The sequence below is a fragment of the Chryseobacterium pyrolae genome, from assembly GCF_025153485.1.
In the GTDB taxonomy this organism is placed as follows: domain Bacteria; phylum Bacteroidota; class Bacteroidia; order Flavobacteriales; family Weeksellaceae; genus Chryseobacterium; species Chryseobacterium antibioticum.
Genome location: NZ_JANZQH010000007.1, coordinates 266,447 through 282,976, shown reverse-complemented (window position 1 = coordinate 282,976; position 16,530 = coordinate 266,447). Strand labels below are relative to the sequence as shown.

Below are 16,530 nucleotides of genomic sequence, written 5' to 3'. Positions count from 1 at the left end.
AAATATAAATATTTTAACTTATAAAATTTGCTAATTAACATAGAATGTCAAGGTTTTAAACCTTGACAAGGATATTTCCTGTATGCTTTGTTTCGGGACATTATCAGACAAAGGAATGCTTTGTACAGAAAGCAGGGGGATCTTAATAATTTTCAATAACAAAGCCCTTTTGTATTCAAGTGAAAAGAATTAAATTGCAGTTTAAGTTTTTATTATGCTTACAAAAGAACAAATTGCTAAAAGGATTTCAAAAGAACTGAAAGACCGTTACTATGTAAACCTGGGAATTGGAATCCCTACTTTGGTCGCCAACTACGTTCCAGAAGGTATTTCCGTAGAATTCCAAAGTGAAAACGGAGTTCTAGGTATGGGACCTTTTCCTTTCGAAGGTGAAGAAGATGCAGATGTCATCAATGCTGGAAAACAGACGATCACTATTCTGCCTGGAGGTTCGTTTTTCGACTCAGCCTTCAGTTTTGGGATGATTCGCGGCCAGAAAGTAGATCTTACCATCCTTGGAGCTATGGAAGTTTCAGAGAACGGGGATATCGCCAACTGGAAAATTCCGGGAAAAATGGTAAAAGGAATGGGAGGTGCGATGGACCTGGTAGCTTCCGCAGAAAACATTATCGTTGCCATGATGCACGTGAACAAAGCTGGAGAAAGCAAAATCCTGAAAAAATGTACACTTCCGCTTACTGGCGTTAACTGCGTGAAAAGAGTAGTGACCGAGTTGGCAGTATTAGATGTGACTCCTGAAGGATTCAAACTGGTAGAAAGAGCGCCGGGCGTTTCAGTGGAACATATTGTACAGTCTACAGAAGCAGATCTTATCATTGAAGGAGAAATTCCTGAAATGCAATTCTAATATAATTGAAGATACTTTAAGAACGAAGTTCACGAAGCATATCATATAATTTTTGTTTCAAAACATAAAATAAAAAAGGCTGTCTCAATTTCTGAAACAGCCTTTTTTGTATTTTAAGCTCTACTAAATTTTAAACCTTCACTGGTAAGTCTAATATCTAGTGTCTTATATCTGACATCTATTTAGCATCCTGCGCCCCAAAAACCTTCTGTAAAATAGAAGTCGTTCTCATCGCTGGCGTATTTCTGATGCCGCTTTCTTTGTCTGCCACCATTTTAAAGACACCGTTGATGGTTTCTGTTGTAACATATTCATTAAGATCGGTCGTTACAGACTGTCCCGTAAACGTATTGTATTTGGAGATCAGATTTTTCCATACTGTATCCGCACCTACTTTTCCTAATGAAGCTTTCACTTTTGGCTGAAAGGCCGTAAACAGCTGACTTTGCGTCTTGGTCTGTAAATAATTGGTGGCTGCATTATCTGTGCTTAATAAAATATTTTTAGCATCCGTAATCGTCATGGAAGTAATCGCTTTGGTGAAAATAGGAGCAGCTTCCGTCACTGCATCTTCAGCAGCTCTGTTTAAGAGCTTTACCCCTTCATCAGCCAGACTTCCCATTCCCAGAGAACGAAGTGTGGTATCGATCTTTCTTAATTTTTCAGGCATTAAAATTTTTACCGCTTCATTTTTTAAGAATCCGTCTGTTAAAGCCAGTTTCTTTACCCCATCAGTTACCCCAAGGCTTAAAGCTTCTTTTAATCCCGAAGAAATCTGTGTTGAAGTAAGATTTCCCAGGTTGATAGGAGAAGTTTTGGCTGGAGCTGTCGTTGTGGTAGTCGTTGTTTGGGTTGTAGAATTTTTAGTTTGCGAAGGGTTATCAAGATCAACACCTGTTTTAGTTTTCACAGTAGACTTAATGATATCTAAGAGCTGTGCCTGCGAAGAAATTGAAAATAATAATCCTGCGGCTAGTAAAATGTTTTTTCTCATTGTATTTTTTTACAAATTTAGATGTTTTATTATTTAATAAGTTAAATAGGTAAAAGAGTTTTGGAAAATAATTATATTAGCTAAAACCTTAATCATACTCAGATGCAACGTTTTCTCTTTATATTTTCAACTCTTTTTTCCACAGTTTTTAATGCTCAGATGAAACCTAATTTAATTCCTTATCCTCAAAGTTTAACCCTGCAGGAAGGTAAATTTATCATTCCTGAAACCCTGATACTGAACGATAAACTTCCGAAAGAAGAGACAGAGTATTTCAAAAAACGTTTGGGTTCTCAGGTTAAATTTCAATCCATCAGCAGTACCGAGAAAGTCCATGTAATGTATATGCAGGTTCCACAGCCAAAAATTCCGGTTAATCCTGAAGGGAAGAAAGAAAGTTATTCTATTGACATTTCTCCAAAAGAAATTTTCATAAGTTCAGATACCAAACAGGGCTATTTTCTTGCCCTTCAAACCTTGATTCAGCTATTTGAAGAACATAAAGAAGACGGTGCTATTCCGGCTATGGAAATAAAAGACAGTCCAAAATTTGCCTGGCGCGGAATGCATTTAGATGTTTGCCGCCATTTCTTCAACGTTGATGAGGTTAAACAGTATATCGATTATCTTGCCATGTACAAGCTGAATACTTTCCATTGGCACCTTACAGACGATCAGGGCTGGAGAATTGAAATTAAAAAATATCCTAAACTGATCGGGATCGGTTCAAAACGTAAAGAATCAATGACTGGAGCTTACGTAGATAATACATTCGACGGAAAACCTTATGGTCCCTATTTTTATACCCAGGAGCAGATCAAAGATGTTGTTAAATATGCTCAGCAGAGACACATCACCGTTGTTCCTGAAATTGAAATGCCGGGACATGCTTTAGCTGCTTTATCAGCGTATCCGGAATTGGCCTGCACAAAAGGACCGTTTGAATCCGCCACAAAATGGGGAGTTTTTGACGATGTTTTCTGCCCGAAAGAGGAAACATTCACCTTCCTGGAAAACGTTTTGGATGAGGTTATGACATTATTTCCTTCCCAGTACATTCACATTGGTGGTGATGAATGCCCGAAAACAAGATGGAAAGAATGTGCCCATTGCCAGGAACTGATTAAGAAAAATAATCTGAAAGACGAGCATGGCTTGCAAAGCTATTTCATCCACAGAATTGAAAAATATGTCAATAGCAAAGGCAGAAAGATCATCGGTTGGGATGAAATTCTGGAAGGAGGTCTCGCACCCAATGCTGCCGTTATGAGCTGGACAGGCGTAAACGGGGGGATTGAAGCGGCAAAATCAGGGCATTTCGCAGTGATGACACCCGGTGCCTATTGTTATTTTGATCACTATCAGGGAGATCCGCAGTCAGAACCGAATGCTTTCGGAGGTTTTACCCCTTTAGAGAAAGTCTATTCCTATAATCCTGTTCCGGCAGAACTCAACGCAGAACAGGCAAAATATATACTGGGTGTTCAGGCCAATTTGTGGACAGAATATATCACAGATTTTAAGCAAGTGCAATACATGATTTTCCCAAGACTAATGGCGCTTTCCGAAGTGGGATGGGGAACATCAGACCCTAAAAATTATAAAGAATTTGAAAGCAGAGTAATTGGTAAGTTCAAGGTTTTGGATAAAATGGGAGTCAATTATGCCAGGAGTATTTACAATATCTCCGGAAAGGTTATTCCTGCCAGCAGCGCCATTGCTTATGAACTTACGGTATCACAGGATCCGAAAGGAATCCGGTATACAACAGACGGAACAGAACCCTCTCTGAACTCAAAAACTTATCAGGGGCCTGTCAATATTATTAAATCTATGACGGTTAAATCTGTCTATTTTGAAAACGGAAAGCTTAAAAGTGCTGTTTCTTCACAGGAATTTACAGTTTCGAAAACGACAGGAAAAAAAATCACATTAGACCAACAGCCAAGTGAAAACTATTCTTTTGGCGGAGCTTTTACTTTAGTGGACGGAATTATTGGAAATACAAGGCAGCTTGGCAAAACATGGCTTGGCTTTCAGGGAAAAGATGTTGTAGCAACCATTGATCTTGGGCAGAAGACAGGCTTTTCAGAAGTTTATTTTAATACCTTAGAAAACAAAGGAAGCTGGATTCATCTGGCGAAATCTGCACAGATTTTTGTTTCAGACGACGGTAAGAATTTTAAAATGATCAAAGAAATCGGAAAAGAAGAGATCCAGAGCTCAAAAGGGAAAATAAAATTGAACATAGGAAACCAGAACTCAAGATATATTAAGCTTAAAATAGAAAATGCAGGCATCATTCCTGCCGGAAATCCCGGAGCTGACTCAAAAGCCTGGCTTTTTGTGGATGAAATTGGCGTAAATTAGTCCTAAATCCGAAGGTATATCATGCAGAACGACATCCTCGCTTCAGAATTTGCCACGTCACCTGAACTTGTTGAAAAGCTCTATCAAAACGGGGTTGCTAAAACCTATAGAGAAGGAGATATTATTTTGGGCGAAAATGACTCCATCCGCTCCATTCCAATCATTATGAAGGGAATGATCAGAGTGATCAGAACAGACGAAGACGGGCGGGAAATTCTGCTGTATTACATCAAAGCCGGAGAAAGCTGCATCATGTCCTTTCTTGGTGGAATGCACAACGAAAAAAGCATCGTCAAAGCCGAAGTGGAAGAAGATACCGAAATCCTTTTCCTGCCTGTATACAAAGCTTCATTATTCATCAGAGAACATCCGGAATGGCTGGATTATATTTTTAAACTTTATCACAAACGCTTTGAAGAATTGTTGGAGATTATTAATGCCATTGCCTTTAAAAAAGTAGACGAAAGACTTTTGGACCTTCTGAATAAAAAATCTGAACTCACCAATTCTAGAACTATTGTCATCACCCATGAACAGCTAGCCAACGAACTGGGAACGGTGAGAGTGGTTGTATCAAGACTGCTTAAACAATTGGAAGAAGCCGGGAAACTGAAACTTGGCAGAAACAAGATTGCTCTTTTGTAAGATAACATCATCATTCTCATTCCGCCGGTATTCATTCCCCTCCTGTGGAGGGGTGGCGAAAATTCAAAGAATTTTTGACGGGGTGGTTAAAGAAGAAAATAATATTGAAATTAAATCATAAAATTTACAAAATCTATGATTGGTATTCTGTTTAACATCGAAAAACCTTTGATTTTCAAAAGACTTAAATGTATTTCTTTACGCTAATTTTTTACCTTTAAAAAAGTTTCCCCAAAAGCTCCTTGTGTAACAAAAGTAGCTGTAGTTCTCCTCAGCTATTCCCATTTTTACTAAGAATTAAATTAAGATAAAAAATGTTAGACCTTATAAAACAACCTTGGCCTTGGTATGTGGCTGGCCCTTTGATAGGACTTACCGTTCCTGCCTTATTGATTCTGGGGAATAAATCTTTCGGAATAAGTTCTTCATTAAGACATATTTGTGCGGCATGCATTCCGGCCGGAATCAACTTTTTCAAATACGACTGGAAGAAAGAAGCCTGGAACCTTTTTTTTGTTCTTGGAATCTTCTTTGGCGGAATGATCGCTTCCCACTTCCTGCTCAACACATCTGAAATTACCGTTAGTCCTAAGCTAAAAACAGAATTGGCAGGCTATGGTATTACAGATTATACCAACCTGGTCCCTGTACAACTGATGAATTTTGAAAGCCTTTTGACCCTTCGAGGATTTATCATGATGATTGTCGGAGGATTTTTAGTGGGCTTCGGAACAAGATACGCCGGAGGATGTACAAGTGGTCATGCAATTATGGGGCTTTCCAACCTGCAATGGCCATCATTAGTCGCTACAGTATGTTTTATGGCCGGAGGCTTTATAATGGCTAACCTTATTCTGCCGATCATCCTTTCTCTTTAACCCAACCTTTAAATAAAGATCAATCATGATAGAAAATACAGAATCCGATATCCGCCATCAGGATACAGCTTGTTCTAATGGAAGCAGCCTTCACCATCCCTGGTACTACAATTTGAAATATCTTTTGACAGGAATTATTTTCGGAATCATTTTCGTGAAAGCTGAGGTGATCAGCTGGTTCAGGATCCAGGAGATGTTCCGCCTGCAGTCTTTTCATATGTATGGAATCATTGGGAGTGCCATTGTGGTAGGAATGATCTCAGTTTGGCTGATCAAAAAATTCAATGTAAAAACCATATACGGGGAACCTATCAATATACCATCCAAAAAATTTAATAAAGGCCAGATTTATGGCGGATTGATCTTTGGTTTTGGCTGGGCTATTACAGGAGCATGCCCTGGACCTCTTTTTGCACAGATCGGAACCGGGGCATTGGCCGTAAGTGTCACCCTTCTCAGTGCTATTGCCGGAACCTGGGTATATGGTTATTTCAGAGATAAGTTGCCTCATTGATCATCAGAAAATAAGAAAAAGACCACGGGCTCGTTACCATGGTCTTTTTTCTTTTCTGATAGCCGGAAAATTGCTAATTTGGGAGTCAAATACATCCCACATGCAAAGTAGACGAAACTTCATTAAAAAAACGGCTGCCGCTTCTCTGGCACTTGCCGTAAATCCACTGGATCTGATGGCTAAGGAACGGCCAGATCATCATAATATAATAGGGAAACCTATCGTTCTTTCCACCTGGAATTTTGGTCTGAAAGCCAACGAAGAAGCCTGGACCATTCTGGGGAAAGGAGGAAAAGCGCTTGATGCCGTGGAAAAAGGAGTTCGTCTTGTAGAATTGGATCCCACTGAAAGAAGTGTCGGGTATGGCGGACGTCCGGACAGAGATGGAAGGGTGACCCTTGACGCCTGTATTATGGATGAAAACTATAATATTGGTTCTGTTGCATGTTTAGAGCATGTTAAAAATCCTATTTCTGTGGCAAGAGCCGTGATGGAAAAAACACCACACGTGATGTTGGTGGGAGATGGAGCGCTTCAGTTTGCATTATCGCAGGGATTTAAAAAAGAAAATCTTCTCACTCCGGAATCAGAAAAAGAGTGGAAAGAATGGCTGAAAACCAGCGAGTACAAGCCTGTTGCTAATATTGAAAATCATGATACCATAGGAATGATTGCTCTTGATGCCCAGGGAAACCTTTCCGGAGCCTGTACCACTAGCGGAATGGCTTTTAAAATGCATGGAAGAGTAGGAGATTCCCCAATCATTGGTGCCGGTTTATTTGTTGACAATGAAGTAGGAGCGGCCACAGCGACGGGTCAAGGTGAGGAGGTCATCCGCACAGTAGGAACACATCTTGTGGTTGAATTGATGAGACAGGGCAGAAACCCTCAACAGGCATGCAAGGAAGCGGTTGAAAGAATTGTCAATATTACTAAAAGAAGAAATAAAAATCTTAAAGATATTCAGGTTGGTTTTATTGCTTTGAATAAAAAAGGCGAGTACGGTTCTTATTGTATTCAAGACGGATTTAATTTTGCAGTATATGATCAGAAAGGAAACCGTCTTGAAAAACCGGAATTTGCCCTGAAATAAACCTAATTTTCTTACAATTTCAATCAAAAATAAATGTCAAAAATAGAAATAGCGTGTTTCAATCCCGAATCAGCAATCATAGCTTTTGAAAACAGAGCTGACAGAATAGAACTGTGTGATGAATTAAGCGAAGGGGGAACAACTCCGGATTTTGAAACAGTAAAAAGTCTCAGAACAAAAATAGATATTCCAATCTTTGTAATGATCAGGCCGCGAGGAGGAGATTTTACATATTCAGAGGCAGAGTTTGAGCAAATGAAAACAGATTTGACCTCTTTAAAATCTTTAAATGTTGATGGTTTTGTTTTTGGGATCTTAGACGAAAATGATGAAGTGAATGTAGAACAAAACAAAGCTCTGGTTAAATTGGCTGATCCTTTTCCATGTACCTTTCACCGCGCTTTTGACAGAGCGACCGATCTTGAAAGCTCTCTGGAAAAAGTAATTGATTGTGGTTTTAAGACCATCCTTACTTCAGGTCAGAAATCCAATGTTTCAGAAGGCAAAGAAAATTTGAAAAAGCTGGTTGAACTTTCCAATGGAAGGATCGAAATTCTGGTTGGAGGCGGTCTCCGGTCAACAAATATTGAAGAACTCAGAGAATGTACAAATGCAGGTTATTTTCATTCTTCAGCAATCACGGATGGAGGAGCTTTTGCCAGTGCAGATGAGGTGGCTGCTTTGAAAAACAAATAGAACGTGTACTTTTTAACGCAAAGGTTTATTTTGAAGAATGTTCAGTTTTAAGGAAGGCAAAGAATTCGACTACGTCGCTGATGAAGCTTTGTGGATCAAACGTTCGCTTAATCGGATCAATGCTAATTGATTCTTTCTCTGCAGACTTACAATATGCAGTATTGAAAATAAACCTTTGTGCTAAAATATGTAGAGTGTTTTTCAACGCAAAGGTTTATTTGGAAAATGTTCAGTTTGAGGAGAGCAAAGAATTCGACTGCGTCGCTGATGAAGCTGAATGAATAGAACGTTCGCTTAATCGAATCAATGCTAATTGATTCTGGCTTTGCAGACTTAAAACTGAACATTCTTCAAAATAAAACTTTGCGTTAAAAAATAATAAGTAATCTAATTATAAAACACAAATGAATGACGGAAAACGAACTATCCTATAAAATAATAGGAGCCGCCATAGAGGTTCACAGGAATCTTGGAGTCGGATTATTGGAAAACGCCTATGAAATAGCTTTGGCGTATGAATTGAAACAACTGGGAATGGATGTAAAACAACAGATTTCTTTACCTTTAAAGTATAAAGAAATTACTGTAGAAAATGCCTATAAAATTGACTTGATCATAGAAGATAAAGTTATCGTTGAAATAAAATCTGTTCTCGAACTGAATCCTGTTTTCTACTCCCAGGTATTGACCTATCTGAAACTCACCAATATTAAATTAGGACTTCTTATCAATTTCAATAGTGAGCTTATCAAATACGGGATTCACAGAATTGTAAACAAACTTATTAATGAATAAATCTATCCTTCTAGCTTTCCTTTTTATCCAAACAATTATGGCTGCACAGATAACAGGACGAAGTTTGTCTTCGGAGAAATGGCAGTTCAAAAACACGAAAGAACAAAACTGGCTGTCTGCAAAAATTCCGGGTACCGTTCATCTTGATCTGATGGATCATAAAATCATTCCGGACCCTTTCAAAGATGAAAATGAAAAAAAAGTACAATGGGTAGAAAATGAGAATTGGGAATATAAAACCAGTTTTAAAGTATCATCAAAAGAGCTTGGGAATAATCATGTAGATCTGATTTTTAATGGTCTTGATACTTTCTCAGAAATTTATCTGAATGGAAAGCTGCTGAAGAAAACAGACAATATGTTCCGGAAATGGGAGATTCCTGTAAAAAACTTTCTGAAAGAAGGAGATAACGAACTGAAAATTACATTCAAATCTGCAGTTGAAAAAGGAAAAGAACTGGCCAAGAAAGTTCCGTTTGCTATGCCGGAATCACCCAGGAGTTTTGTGAGAAAAGCTCAATATCAGTTTGGCTGGGATTGGGGACCAAGGCTCGTGACTGCTGGAGTATGGAAAGATATACAGTTGGAATTTTGGAATTTCGCGAAAATTGAGAATGTTAAATACCATCAGAACTTTTCCCCTGAAGTTTTGGATTTCAATTTTGAAGTAGAGATTAATGCGCAGGAGGCTGGTAATTATAGTTTGAAGATTAATGAATTGAACAAGACCATTTCTCTTAAAAAAGGAATGAATACAATTCGTGTTCCTTATGATATGAGTGGATTCAAACTTTGGCAACCCAACGGATGGGGAGCGGCGAATCTTCATGATTTTAAAATTGAACTTTTTAAAAATAATAAGGCTTTAGATCAAAAGAATATAAAAGTTGGTCTTAGAACGATCGAACTTGTTCAGGAAAAAGATGCAGCTGGAAAATCTTTCTATTTTAAGGTTAATGGAAAACCCTTGTATGCAAAAGGAACAAACTGGATTCCTGCCGACAGTTTTTCACCCAGAACATCCAAAGAAAAATACAGGAAACTGATCAAGGACGCCAAAGACGCCAATATGAATATGATTCGTGTCTGGGGTGGTGGTATCTATGAGGATGATGAATTCTACAAAGCCTGCGACGAAAATGGTATTTTAGTCTGGCAGGATTTTATGTTTGCGGGAAGTTTTTATCCGGCTGACGATGCTTTTTTAAACAATGTAAAAGAAGAAGTAAAAGATCAGGTCAACAGACTTCAGAATCATCCCTCCATTGCTTTGTGGTGTGGAAATAATGAGGTTGATGAAGCCATCGTTAACTGGGGTTATCAGAAGCAGTTCAAATATTCAAAAGATGATTCCCTTCAGGTTTGGAAAGATTATAAAAAGCTGTTTCATGAAGTGATTCCAAATGCATTACAGGAAAACCTGACTCCGGATAAAAATATCTACTGGCCGAGTTCGCCATCTATCGGTTGGGGGCATAAAGAAAGTCTCACAGAAGGAGATTCCCATTATTGGGGAGTCTGGTGGGGAGAGCAGCCTTTTGAAATCTATAATGAAAAAGTAGGCCGATTCATGTCCGAATATGGTTTTCAGGGAATGCCTAGCCTGGAAGCTGTGAAATCGATGTTTTCCGGAACCCCGGATCTGAACCTTCAGAATCCTACGGTCAAAGCTCACGAAAAGCATGGACGGGGTTGGGAGATCATCAATGAGTATATTAAAAGAGATTATCATCTTCCTGCAGATTTCGTGAAATACAATTACATTTCCCAATTGCTGCAGGCGCGGGGAATGAGAATCGCTGTTGAGGCTCATCGCCGGGCAAAACCTTATAACATGGGAACCCTATACTGGCAACTGAATGACTGTTGGCCGGTAGTTTCTTGGTCTTCCATAGATTATGCGGGAAACTGGAAGGCGCTTCAGTATCAAATGAAAAGAAGCTTTGAACAACAGGTTGTTTTGACTGAAGAAAAAGAGGGAATGCTAAATTTCTATGCGATTAATGATGGATTGAAGCATTTTAATGGTGTTAATGTAGAAATTAAAATACTAAGTTTTGACGGAAAGATTTTAAAAGAAACCAAAGCAACTTCAAAAGAGAAAATGTTGAAAAGTATTCTGAAATTTGATCCGGTTGAAATGAAAAATTTAATGACTGAATCCGATAAAAATAAAGTCTTTTTACAGCTTAGGCTAAGAGATGAGAATGGAAAAATCATTGCTGTCAATCATCATTTCTTTTCCAGGCCTAAAGATTTGCAATTGACAAAACCGAATATTAAGATTAAAAGAACTGCAACAGACGAGATTGAGATTTCCACAGATGTGTTAGCAAAAGATGTTTATCTGATAGGAGATGCTCACTGTAGTGATAATTTCTTTGACCTCCTTCCGAATACGTCAAAAAAAATCAAACTTTCAAAACCTTCGGAAAACATAGAAGTCATGAGCCTTTGGGATACCATGCAAGATAAGTAATAGAAGTAAAATTCAAAAGTATAAAATTTTATCTCCAATAAAATCCTTGCACCTTAAGAACATATAAGATTAAAAAATACACGTCTTTGTGTCATCCAATTATACAGAGTTCAATCTTCGCAAGCTTAAAAAATAAACCTGATACATCTAAAAAAGAAAAGCCTTCCACTACTACGGAAGGCTTCTCTTTATATAAAATGATGTGGTGTTATTTGATTATTGAACATACGCTACATAACTCTCATTAATCGCTCCGTTAGAAGTTTTTGCAAAGAATGTATAATCTATCCAGAAATGTCCGCTACTTCCCCAGGAAGATCCCCATGAGTTCTGAACCTTAAATGCCTGTTTGCTGTCATCATATCCGACAACGCAGATCGCATGTCCTCCATAGTTCTGACCGGAATGGGCTTTCCAGATCCATCCTGTGCTTCCCATATTGTAAAAACTGTCATCTACACTTACTGCAATGATCACTGGAAGATTCATACTCAGTAGATTTTTCACCCCTGCAATATCCGTTTTATTGACTGTTCCCCAACTGGTAAATTTATGCGTGCTTGCCGCATTTTTCTGTGTAGCATTAGGCTGGGTAGAACATCCTGCATCGGTGTAGGGCATTTCATTCCAGCTGCAGACCCCTTGATTTTTAATCAGATTAAGTCCTGCAGTAACATAAGCTCCCTGAGCGCAAGTACCTACTTTGATCTGGTTGTAGACATACTCAGGACTTCTGCTTTGCGTAACCCCCTTAAAGTTGCGTTCAAGTGAACTTGCTGCTGCATACGCCGTAGCCCAGGCAACACATGAACCTTCCGATCCCTGATTACCAACGGTTGAGCTCGGAATAGAGTAGCTGCTTGGAAGCGTAGTTTTAGCAGCCTCAGAACTTTTACCCTTAAATTTCAGCGTCAATGCATCTACATCTGCTTTTTGATAAGAGTTAAAAGTCTGTTCATCCACAAGTCTTGCTCCCAAAGCATATTGCTTCTGAGGAGTTTGCTCGGGATTTGAAGTTGTGATGTCCTCATTGGAATTACAAGAGGAGAGAAATAGCACACTTAGTGCTAAAGACATTAATTTACTTTTCATATTAAATATTTTTTGTGGTTTGTAAATATAATAATTTATTCAATATTTTGTGATTTATTTAGTAAAAAATATCAAAATTTAATATAAGGGTTTTAGTTTATTTGGTGATTAAAGTGGAATTAAGTATTATTAAAACGCGATATTCATTGAATTATATTGAGTATATTCTCTTTAAAATTATTTTAAATAAAAATTAGCTTTTTCAGTTTGTAAATAAAAAATCAACCGTAACTTCGTATTATATTTTAAAATAGTATGGTAAATTTTGTTCTGATTGCAGTGTGTATTATCGCAGGAATGGTATTCAAAGCAACAAAATCTATCCATCCCGATGCTCATAAAGGCATCAACACCTGGATTCTTTATCTTGCGCTGCCCGCAGTGTCTTTTAAATACCTGCCCAAAGTCAAATGGACAACAGAAATGCTGTTCCCGATTGCAGCTACCTTTCTCATCTCTGTTTTCTGTTTCTTCTTTATGATGTTTTACAGCAAAAGCAAAGGCTACTCAAGGCGTTCCAGAAGCACATTGGAACTAACGAGTGGATATAGCAATACTTCATTTATAGGTTTTCCGCTGATCAGTGCATTTTATGGCGAAAGTCTTTTAAGCATTGCCATTATTTGTGATCAGACCATGTTTTTTGCCCTTTCCACATTAGGAATCATTGCAGCAGTGAAAGGTGGAAGCAGATCCGGCAAAATAAGCGCTTTATTTATTCTGAAAAGACTGATTACCTTTCCACCCTTAGTAGGATGTATCGCAGCATTGGTATTATCGCAGTTTATTGATTTTACGCCGGCAGAACCGTTTTTTGATAAACTGGCCGCCACGGTAAGTCCATTGGCATTATTTTCGGTAGGGCTCCAGTTGAAATTCAATGGATGGAAAAAACTGATTCCACAGATGTCTGCTTCCATGTTATATAAGTTGATCTTAGCTCCGGCTATTGTTTTGGGATTGGCATTGCTTCTCAATATAAAAGGAGATGTAGCAAAAATTACCGTGTTTGAAGCCGCAATGCCTACCGTGGTCACCTCAAGTATTATTGCAGAACAGTTCAGACTCAATACCAAGCTTACCAATCTCATCATCGGTTTCAGTATTATTGTGGGATTCCTCACTTCTGCGGGTTGGTATCACATTACCGAATGGCTTTTCTAAAATTAATCCTCTACAGGTAGAATACTGTCATTCATAGCGAAGAAAAGGTTAATTTTAAAACCTTAAACAAAGAGAAAAATCAATGAGCATTGATTTGACTAGGTGAACGTTTTATCTATACATCTCATCATCGGCGCAGCCGGACTCTTTGCCTTCCTTAAAATCAAAAGCTCCAAATATCAGACTTTGCGTTAAAAAACTACATCGTATTACATTTGAAATAACCTCCCGCGGATTGTTAGTAAACCTTATTCAATAGGAAAGGGCTTTAGCCCGTTTAAATTATAATAATAAAGCAAACGGCTTTAGCCAAAATTTAAATTTCATCAGAGAAAAATCATTGTATTGATGGATAAATTGGTCTGAGTAAATAACCCATCACTTTATTTTAAGATTGCTACCGAGTGCCCCCTTGTAATGACGAAAGACAATCTCAATAAAAAATTGCAGTTCTCTAAAGAAAAATCTAATTTTACACTTTAAAAATTTCCCTTGCAATACGCCCAAATCGTTTTACCACTTAATTTAAAAGGATCTTTCACCTATAAAGTTCCTGAAGAACTAATGTCTGATATTCAGACGGGAATGCGAGTGTTGGTGCCGTTTGGCGGGAAGAAAATCTATACTGGGATTGTTTTTGAACTTCACGACAATGCCCCTGAAAATTTTGTGGCTAAGGAAGTCATCAGCATTTTGGATGACAAACCGATATTGCCTGAAGAACAGATCAATTTCTGGAACTGGCTTTCAGACTACTATCTGAGCAAATTGGGCGAGATTTACCGCTTCGCATTTCCTTCCTCTTTAAAACTGGAAAGCGAAACCTATTTAAAACTAAAACCGGGGATTACGGTTGATTTTGAAAACCTGGATGTCAATGAAATGTACCTTATTCAGGCTTTGGAAGTACGCCAGCTGATTAACCTGACCGATATTGAAGCATTCGTTCCTAAAAAAGATATCATCAAAACAATCAATTCACTCATCGATTTGCAGTATATTGAAATTGATGAAAAAATTGCTGAAAAATATAAAGCCAAAGAAGTAGCTTACGTAAAGATCAATGATGAGGTTTTGGGAAACCGGAACCTGACAGATATTCTTTTAAAACTGAACAAAGCTCCGAAGCAGAAAGACCTTTTCCTGGCAATTTTGGAAAAGCAGACGGAGCATCCCGATATTCCAATCAAAAAAGCAGAACTGTTTGAAGACGGATATTTCGGAAGTTCCCATTTTAAAGCCCTTGCAGATAAAAGTCTTGTTGAAGAATATTATATGCAGAAAGACAGGATCGAAAGCTACGAAGGCGAAATTGAAGCGCTTGAAGAACTTTCCGAACAGCAGAAGGAAGCTAGAGTTGAGATTGATGAAGCCTTTGAAGAAGGGAAAAATGTACTGCTTCACGGGGTGACTTCCTCTGGGAAGACCCATATTTATTTAGAGAAAATTGAAGAATGTATTGAAGAAGGGAAAAATGTTTTGTTCCTGCTTCCTGAAATTTCTCTGACTAAACAGATTACCCAAAGATTAGAAAAGAAATATGGCAGACAGCTTGGTTTCTATCACCAGAAACTGACGGATTTTGAACGTGTGGAAGTGTGGCGGAGAATCAAGCAGAATGATATTAAAATTCTTATCGGAACTCGGAATGCCTTATTTCTGCCTTATCAGAATCTGGGATTGATTGTAGTTGATGAAGAACATGATTCTGCTTACAGACCCAGAGAGGCTTCACCCAATTTCAATGCAAAAGATGCTGCGTTGGTCCTGGGAAATTTGTACGGTGCCGGAGTTATTCTGGGATCAGCCACACCTTCTGTAGAAAGCTATTATAACGCCAGAAAAGATAAAATAAAGTATATTTTCCTGAATGAAAGATTCGGAAATGTGAATTTACCCGAATACGAACTCATCAACTTTAAAGAGGCTCAGGATTCCAAAAAGGTGTCCGGGAATTTCTCTTTACAGCTGATTGATGAGATCAAAAAAACGCTTGATGAAAAAAATCAGGCCATCGTGCTTCATAACCGTCGTGGCTATGCCAATGTTATAGAATGTGAAAGTTGCGGCTATGTGAATTACTGCTCGAATTGCGATGTGGTGATGACGTATCATAAGGCGGCCAATGAAATGAAATGCCACTATTGCGGACAGAGAGCTTCAAAACCGAGAAGCTGCCCGAAATGTCAGTCAGAAAACCTGAATGAAAGGGGAGTTGGGGTAGAGCAGATTCATGAAGAAGTTTCCAAAATGTTTCCGGACCATGAAGTTGACAGAATGGATGTAGATTCTATGCGTAAGAAATTCGCGTACGAAAAGCTGTACGAAAAAATAGAAGATGGCGAAACCGATATCATCGTGGGAACACAGATGATTTCTAAAGGTCTTGATTTTGATCATATCGAATTGGTGACGATTCCGAAAGCTGATTCTCTGCTTTACGTGCAGGATTTCAGAGCTGAAGAAAGAGCTTATCAGCTGATCACACAGGTTTCAGGAAGAGCAGGACGGGTTTCCGGGAAAGGAAAAATTTTAATTCAGACCTATAATCCGGATCATTCTGTTTTTCAGTTGATCAAGATGAATAATCCTGCGAAAGTTTATAAATATATTCTTACCGAGCGTCAGAAATTCCACTATCCGCCGTTCACAAAACTCATTATGATTGAGCTTAAGCACAGGAAAGAAGACAAAGTGAACCGGGCTTCCCAGTTTTTAGGATCTATTTTAAGGAAATACCTTCCCGAAGAATGTGTTTTAGGACCAGAAAGAGCTCAGATTGCACGGCTTAATAATTTGTATCAGTTTCAGATTATGCTTAAACTTCCACGCGGCAAAAAGTATGATGAATTCAAAAAAATGGTTTTGTTAAGTTTGAATGAATTTGATGAAATTACTGCTTATCAAAGTATTAAAAAAGATGTTATTGTGGATTTTTAACA

13 protein-coding genes are annotated in these 16,530 nt (G+C 38.3%); 11 read left to right on the top strand and 2 right to left on the bottom strand.

The features are described from left to right. The first annotated feature begins 214 nt into the window (after nt 1-214). Complete coding sequence (locus NZD88_RS15895) at nt 215-868, top strand: CoA transferase subunit B (protein ID WP_169235966.1); 654 nt, start codon at nt 215-217, stop codon at nt 866-868. A gap of 178 nt (nt 869-1,046) precedes the next feature. On the opposite strand, the gene NZD88_RS15890 is transcribed toward NZD88_RS15895, so the two are convergent. Next, nucleotides 1,047-1,862 (bottom strand): DUF4197 domain-containing protein, encoded by an 816-nt coding sequence (locus NZD88_RS15890; protein WP_259830422.1) that lies wholly within the window; start codon nt 1,860-1,862, stop codon nt 1,047-1,049. A 159-nt stretch (nt 1,863-2,021) separates the two neighbouring features. Between NZD88_RS15890 and NZD88_RS15885 the strand changes: the two genes are divergently transcribed. The 8 genes from NZD88_RS15885 to NZD88_RS15850 all read left to right on the top strand — a co-directional run bounded on the left by NZD88_RS15885 (nt 2,022) and on the right by NZD88_RS15850 (nt 11,332). Next, a complete protein-coding gene (locus NZD88_RS15885; protein ID WP_259830421.1) occupies nt 2,022-4,232 on the top strand; it encodes a glycoside hydrolase family 20 protein in 2,211 nt (736 codons plus the stop codon). Nucleotides 4,233-4,253: 21 nt separating this feature from the next. Further along, the gene (locus NZD88_RS15880) at nt 4,254-4,877 is read left to right on the top strand and encodes a Crp/Fnr family transcriptional regulator (protein ID WP_259830420.1); all 624 of its coding nucleotides are present in this window, start codon (nt 4,254-4,256) and stop codon (nt 4,875-4,877) included. A 314-nt stretch (nt 4,878-5,191) separates the two neighbouring features. Then, nucleotides 5,192-5,755: a YeeE/YedE family protein gene (locus NZD88_RS15875; RefSeq protein ID WP_259830419.1), complete on the top strand. Its 564-nt coding sequence runs from the start codon at nt 5,192-5,194 to the stop codon at nt 5,753-5,755. Nucleotides 5,756-5,780: 25 nt separating this feature from the next. Beyond that, on the top strand, nt 5,781-6,269 hold the full coding sequence (locus NZD88_RS15870) for a YeeE/YedE family protein (RefSeq protein WP_259830418.1): 489 nt from the start codon (nt 5,781-5,783) through the stop codon (nt 6,267-6,269). Nucleotides 6,270-6,369: 100 nt separating this feature from the next. Then, nucleotides 6,370-7,362, top strand: a complete 993-nt coding sequence (locus tag NZD88_RS15865; RefSeq protein WP_259830417.1) for an isoaspartyl peptidase/L-asparaginase family protein — start codon at nt 6,370-6,372, stop codon at nt 7,360-7,362. Between the two features lie 33 nt (nt 7,363-7,395). Next, on the top strand, nt 7,396-8,058 hold the full coding sequence (locus NZD88_RS15860) for a copper homeostasis protein CutC (protein ID WP_259830415.1): 663 nt from the start codon (nt 7,396-7,398) through the stop codon (nt 8,056-8,058). A 408-nt stretch (nt 8,059-8,466) separates the two neighbouring features. Next, the gene (locus tag NZD88_RS15855; protein ID WP_259830413.1) at nt 8,467-8,853 is read left to right on the top strand and encodes a GxxExxY protein; all 387 of its coding nucleotides are present in this window, start codon (nt 8,467-8,469) and stop codon (nt 8,851-8,853) included. Continuing rightward, nucleotides 8,846-11,332: a beta-mannosidase gene (locus tag NZD88_RS15850; protein WP_259830411.1), complete on the top strand. Its 2,487-nt coding sequence runs from the start codon at nt 8,846-8,848 to the stop codon at nt 11,330-11,332. The genes NZD88_RS15855 and NZD88_RS15850 overlap by 8 nt, the downstream gene beginning before the upstream one ends. 216 nt (nt 11,333-11,548) lie before the next feature. Here NZD88_RS15850 and NZD88_RS15845 read toward each other — a convergent pair whose 3' ends face one another. After that, a complete protein-coding gene (locus tag NZD88_RS15845) occupies nt 11,549-12,424 on the bottom strand; it encodes a C1 family peptidase (protein ID WP_259830409.1) in 876 nt (291 codons plus the stop codon). Nucleotides 12,425-12,679: 255 nt separating this feature from the next. Here NZD88_RS15845 and NZD88_RS15840 point away from each other — a divergent pair, with 255 nt between their 5' ends. Together NZD88_RS15840 and priA are read left to right on the top strand one after the other, a co-directional pair. Next, nucleotides 12,680-13,588, top strand: coding sequence for an AEC family transporter (locus tag NZD88_RS15840; RefSeq protein WP_169235958.1), 909 nt, complete (start codon nt 12,680-12,682; stop codon nt 13,586-13,588). Between the two features lie 492 nt (nt 13,589-14,080). Continuing rightward, nucleotides 14,081-16,528, top strand: coding sequence for a replication restart helicase PriA (gene priA, locus NZD88_RS15835; RefSeq protein ID WP_259830408.1), 2,448 nt, complete (start codon nt 14,081-14,083; stop codon nt 16,526-16,528). Nucleotides 16,529-16,530 lie beyond the last annotated feature (2 nt).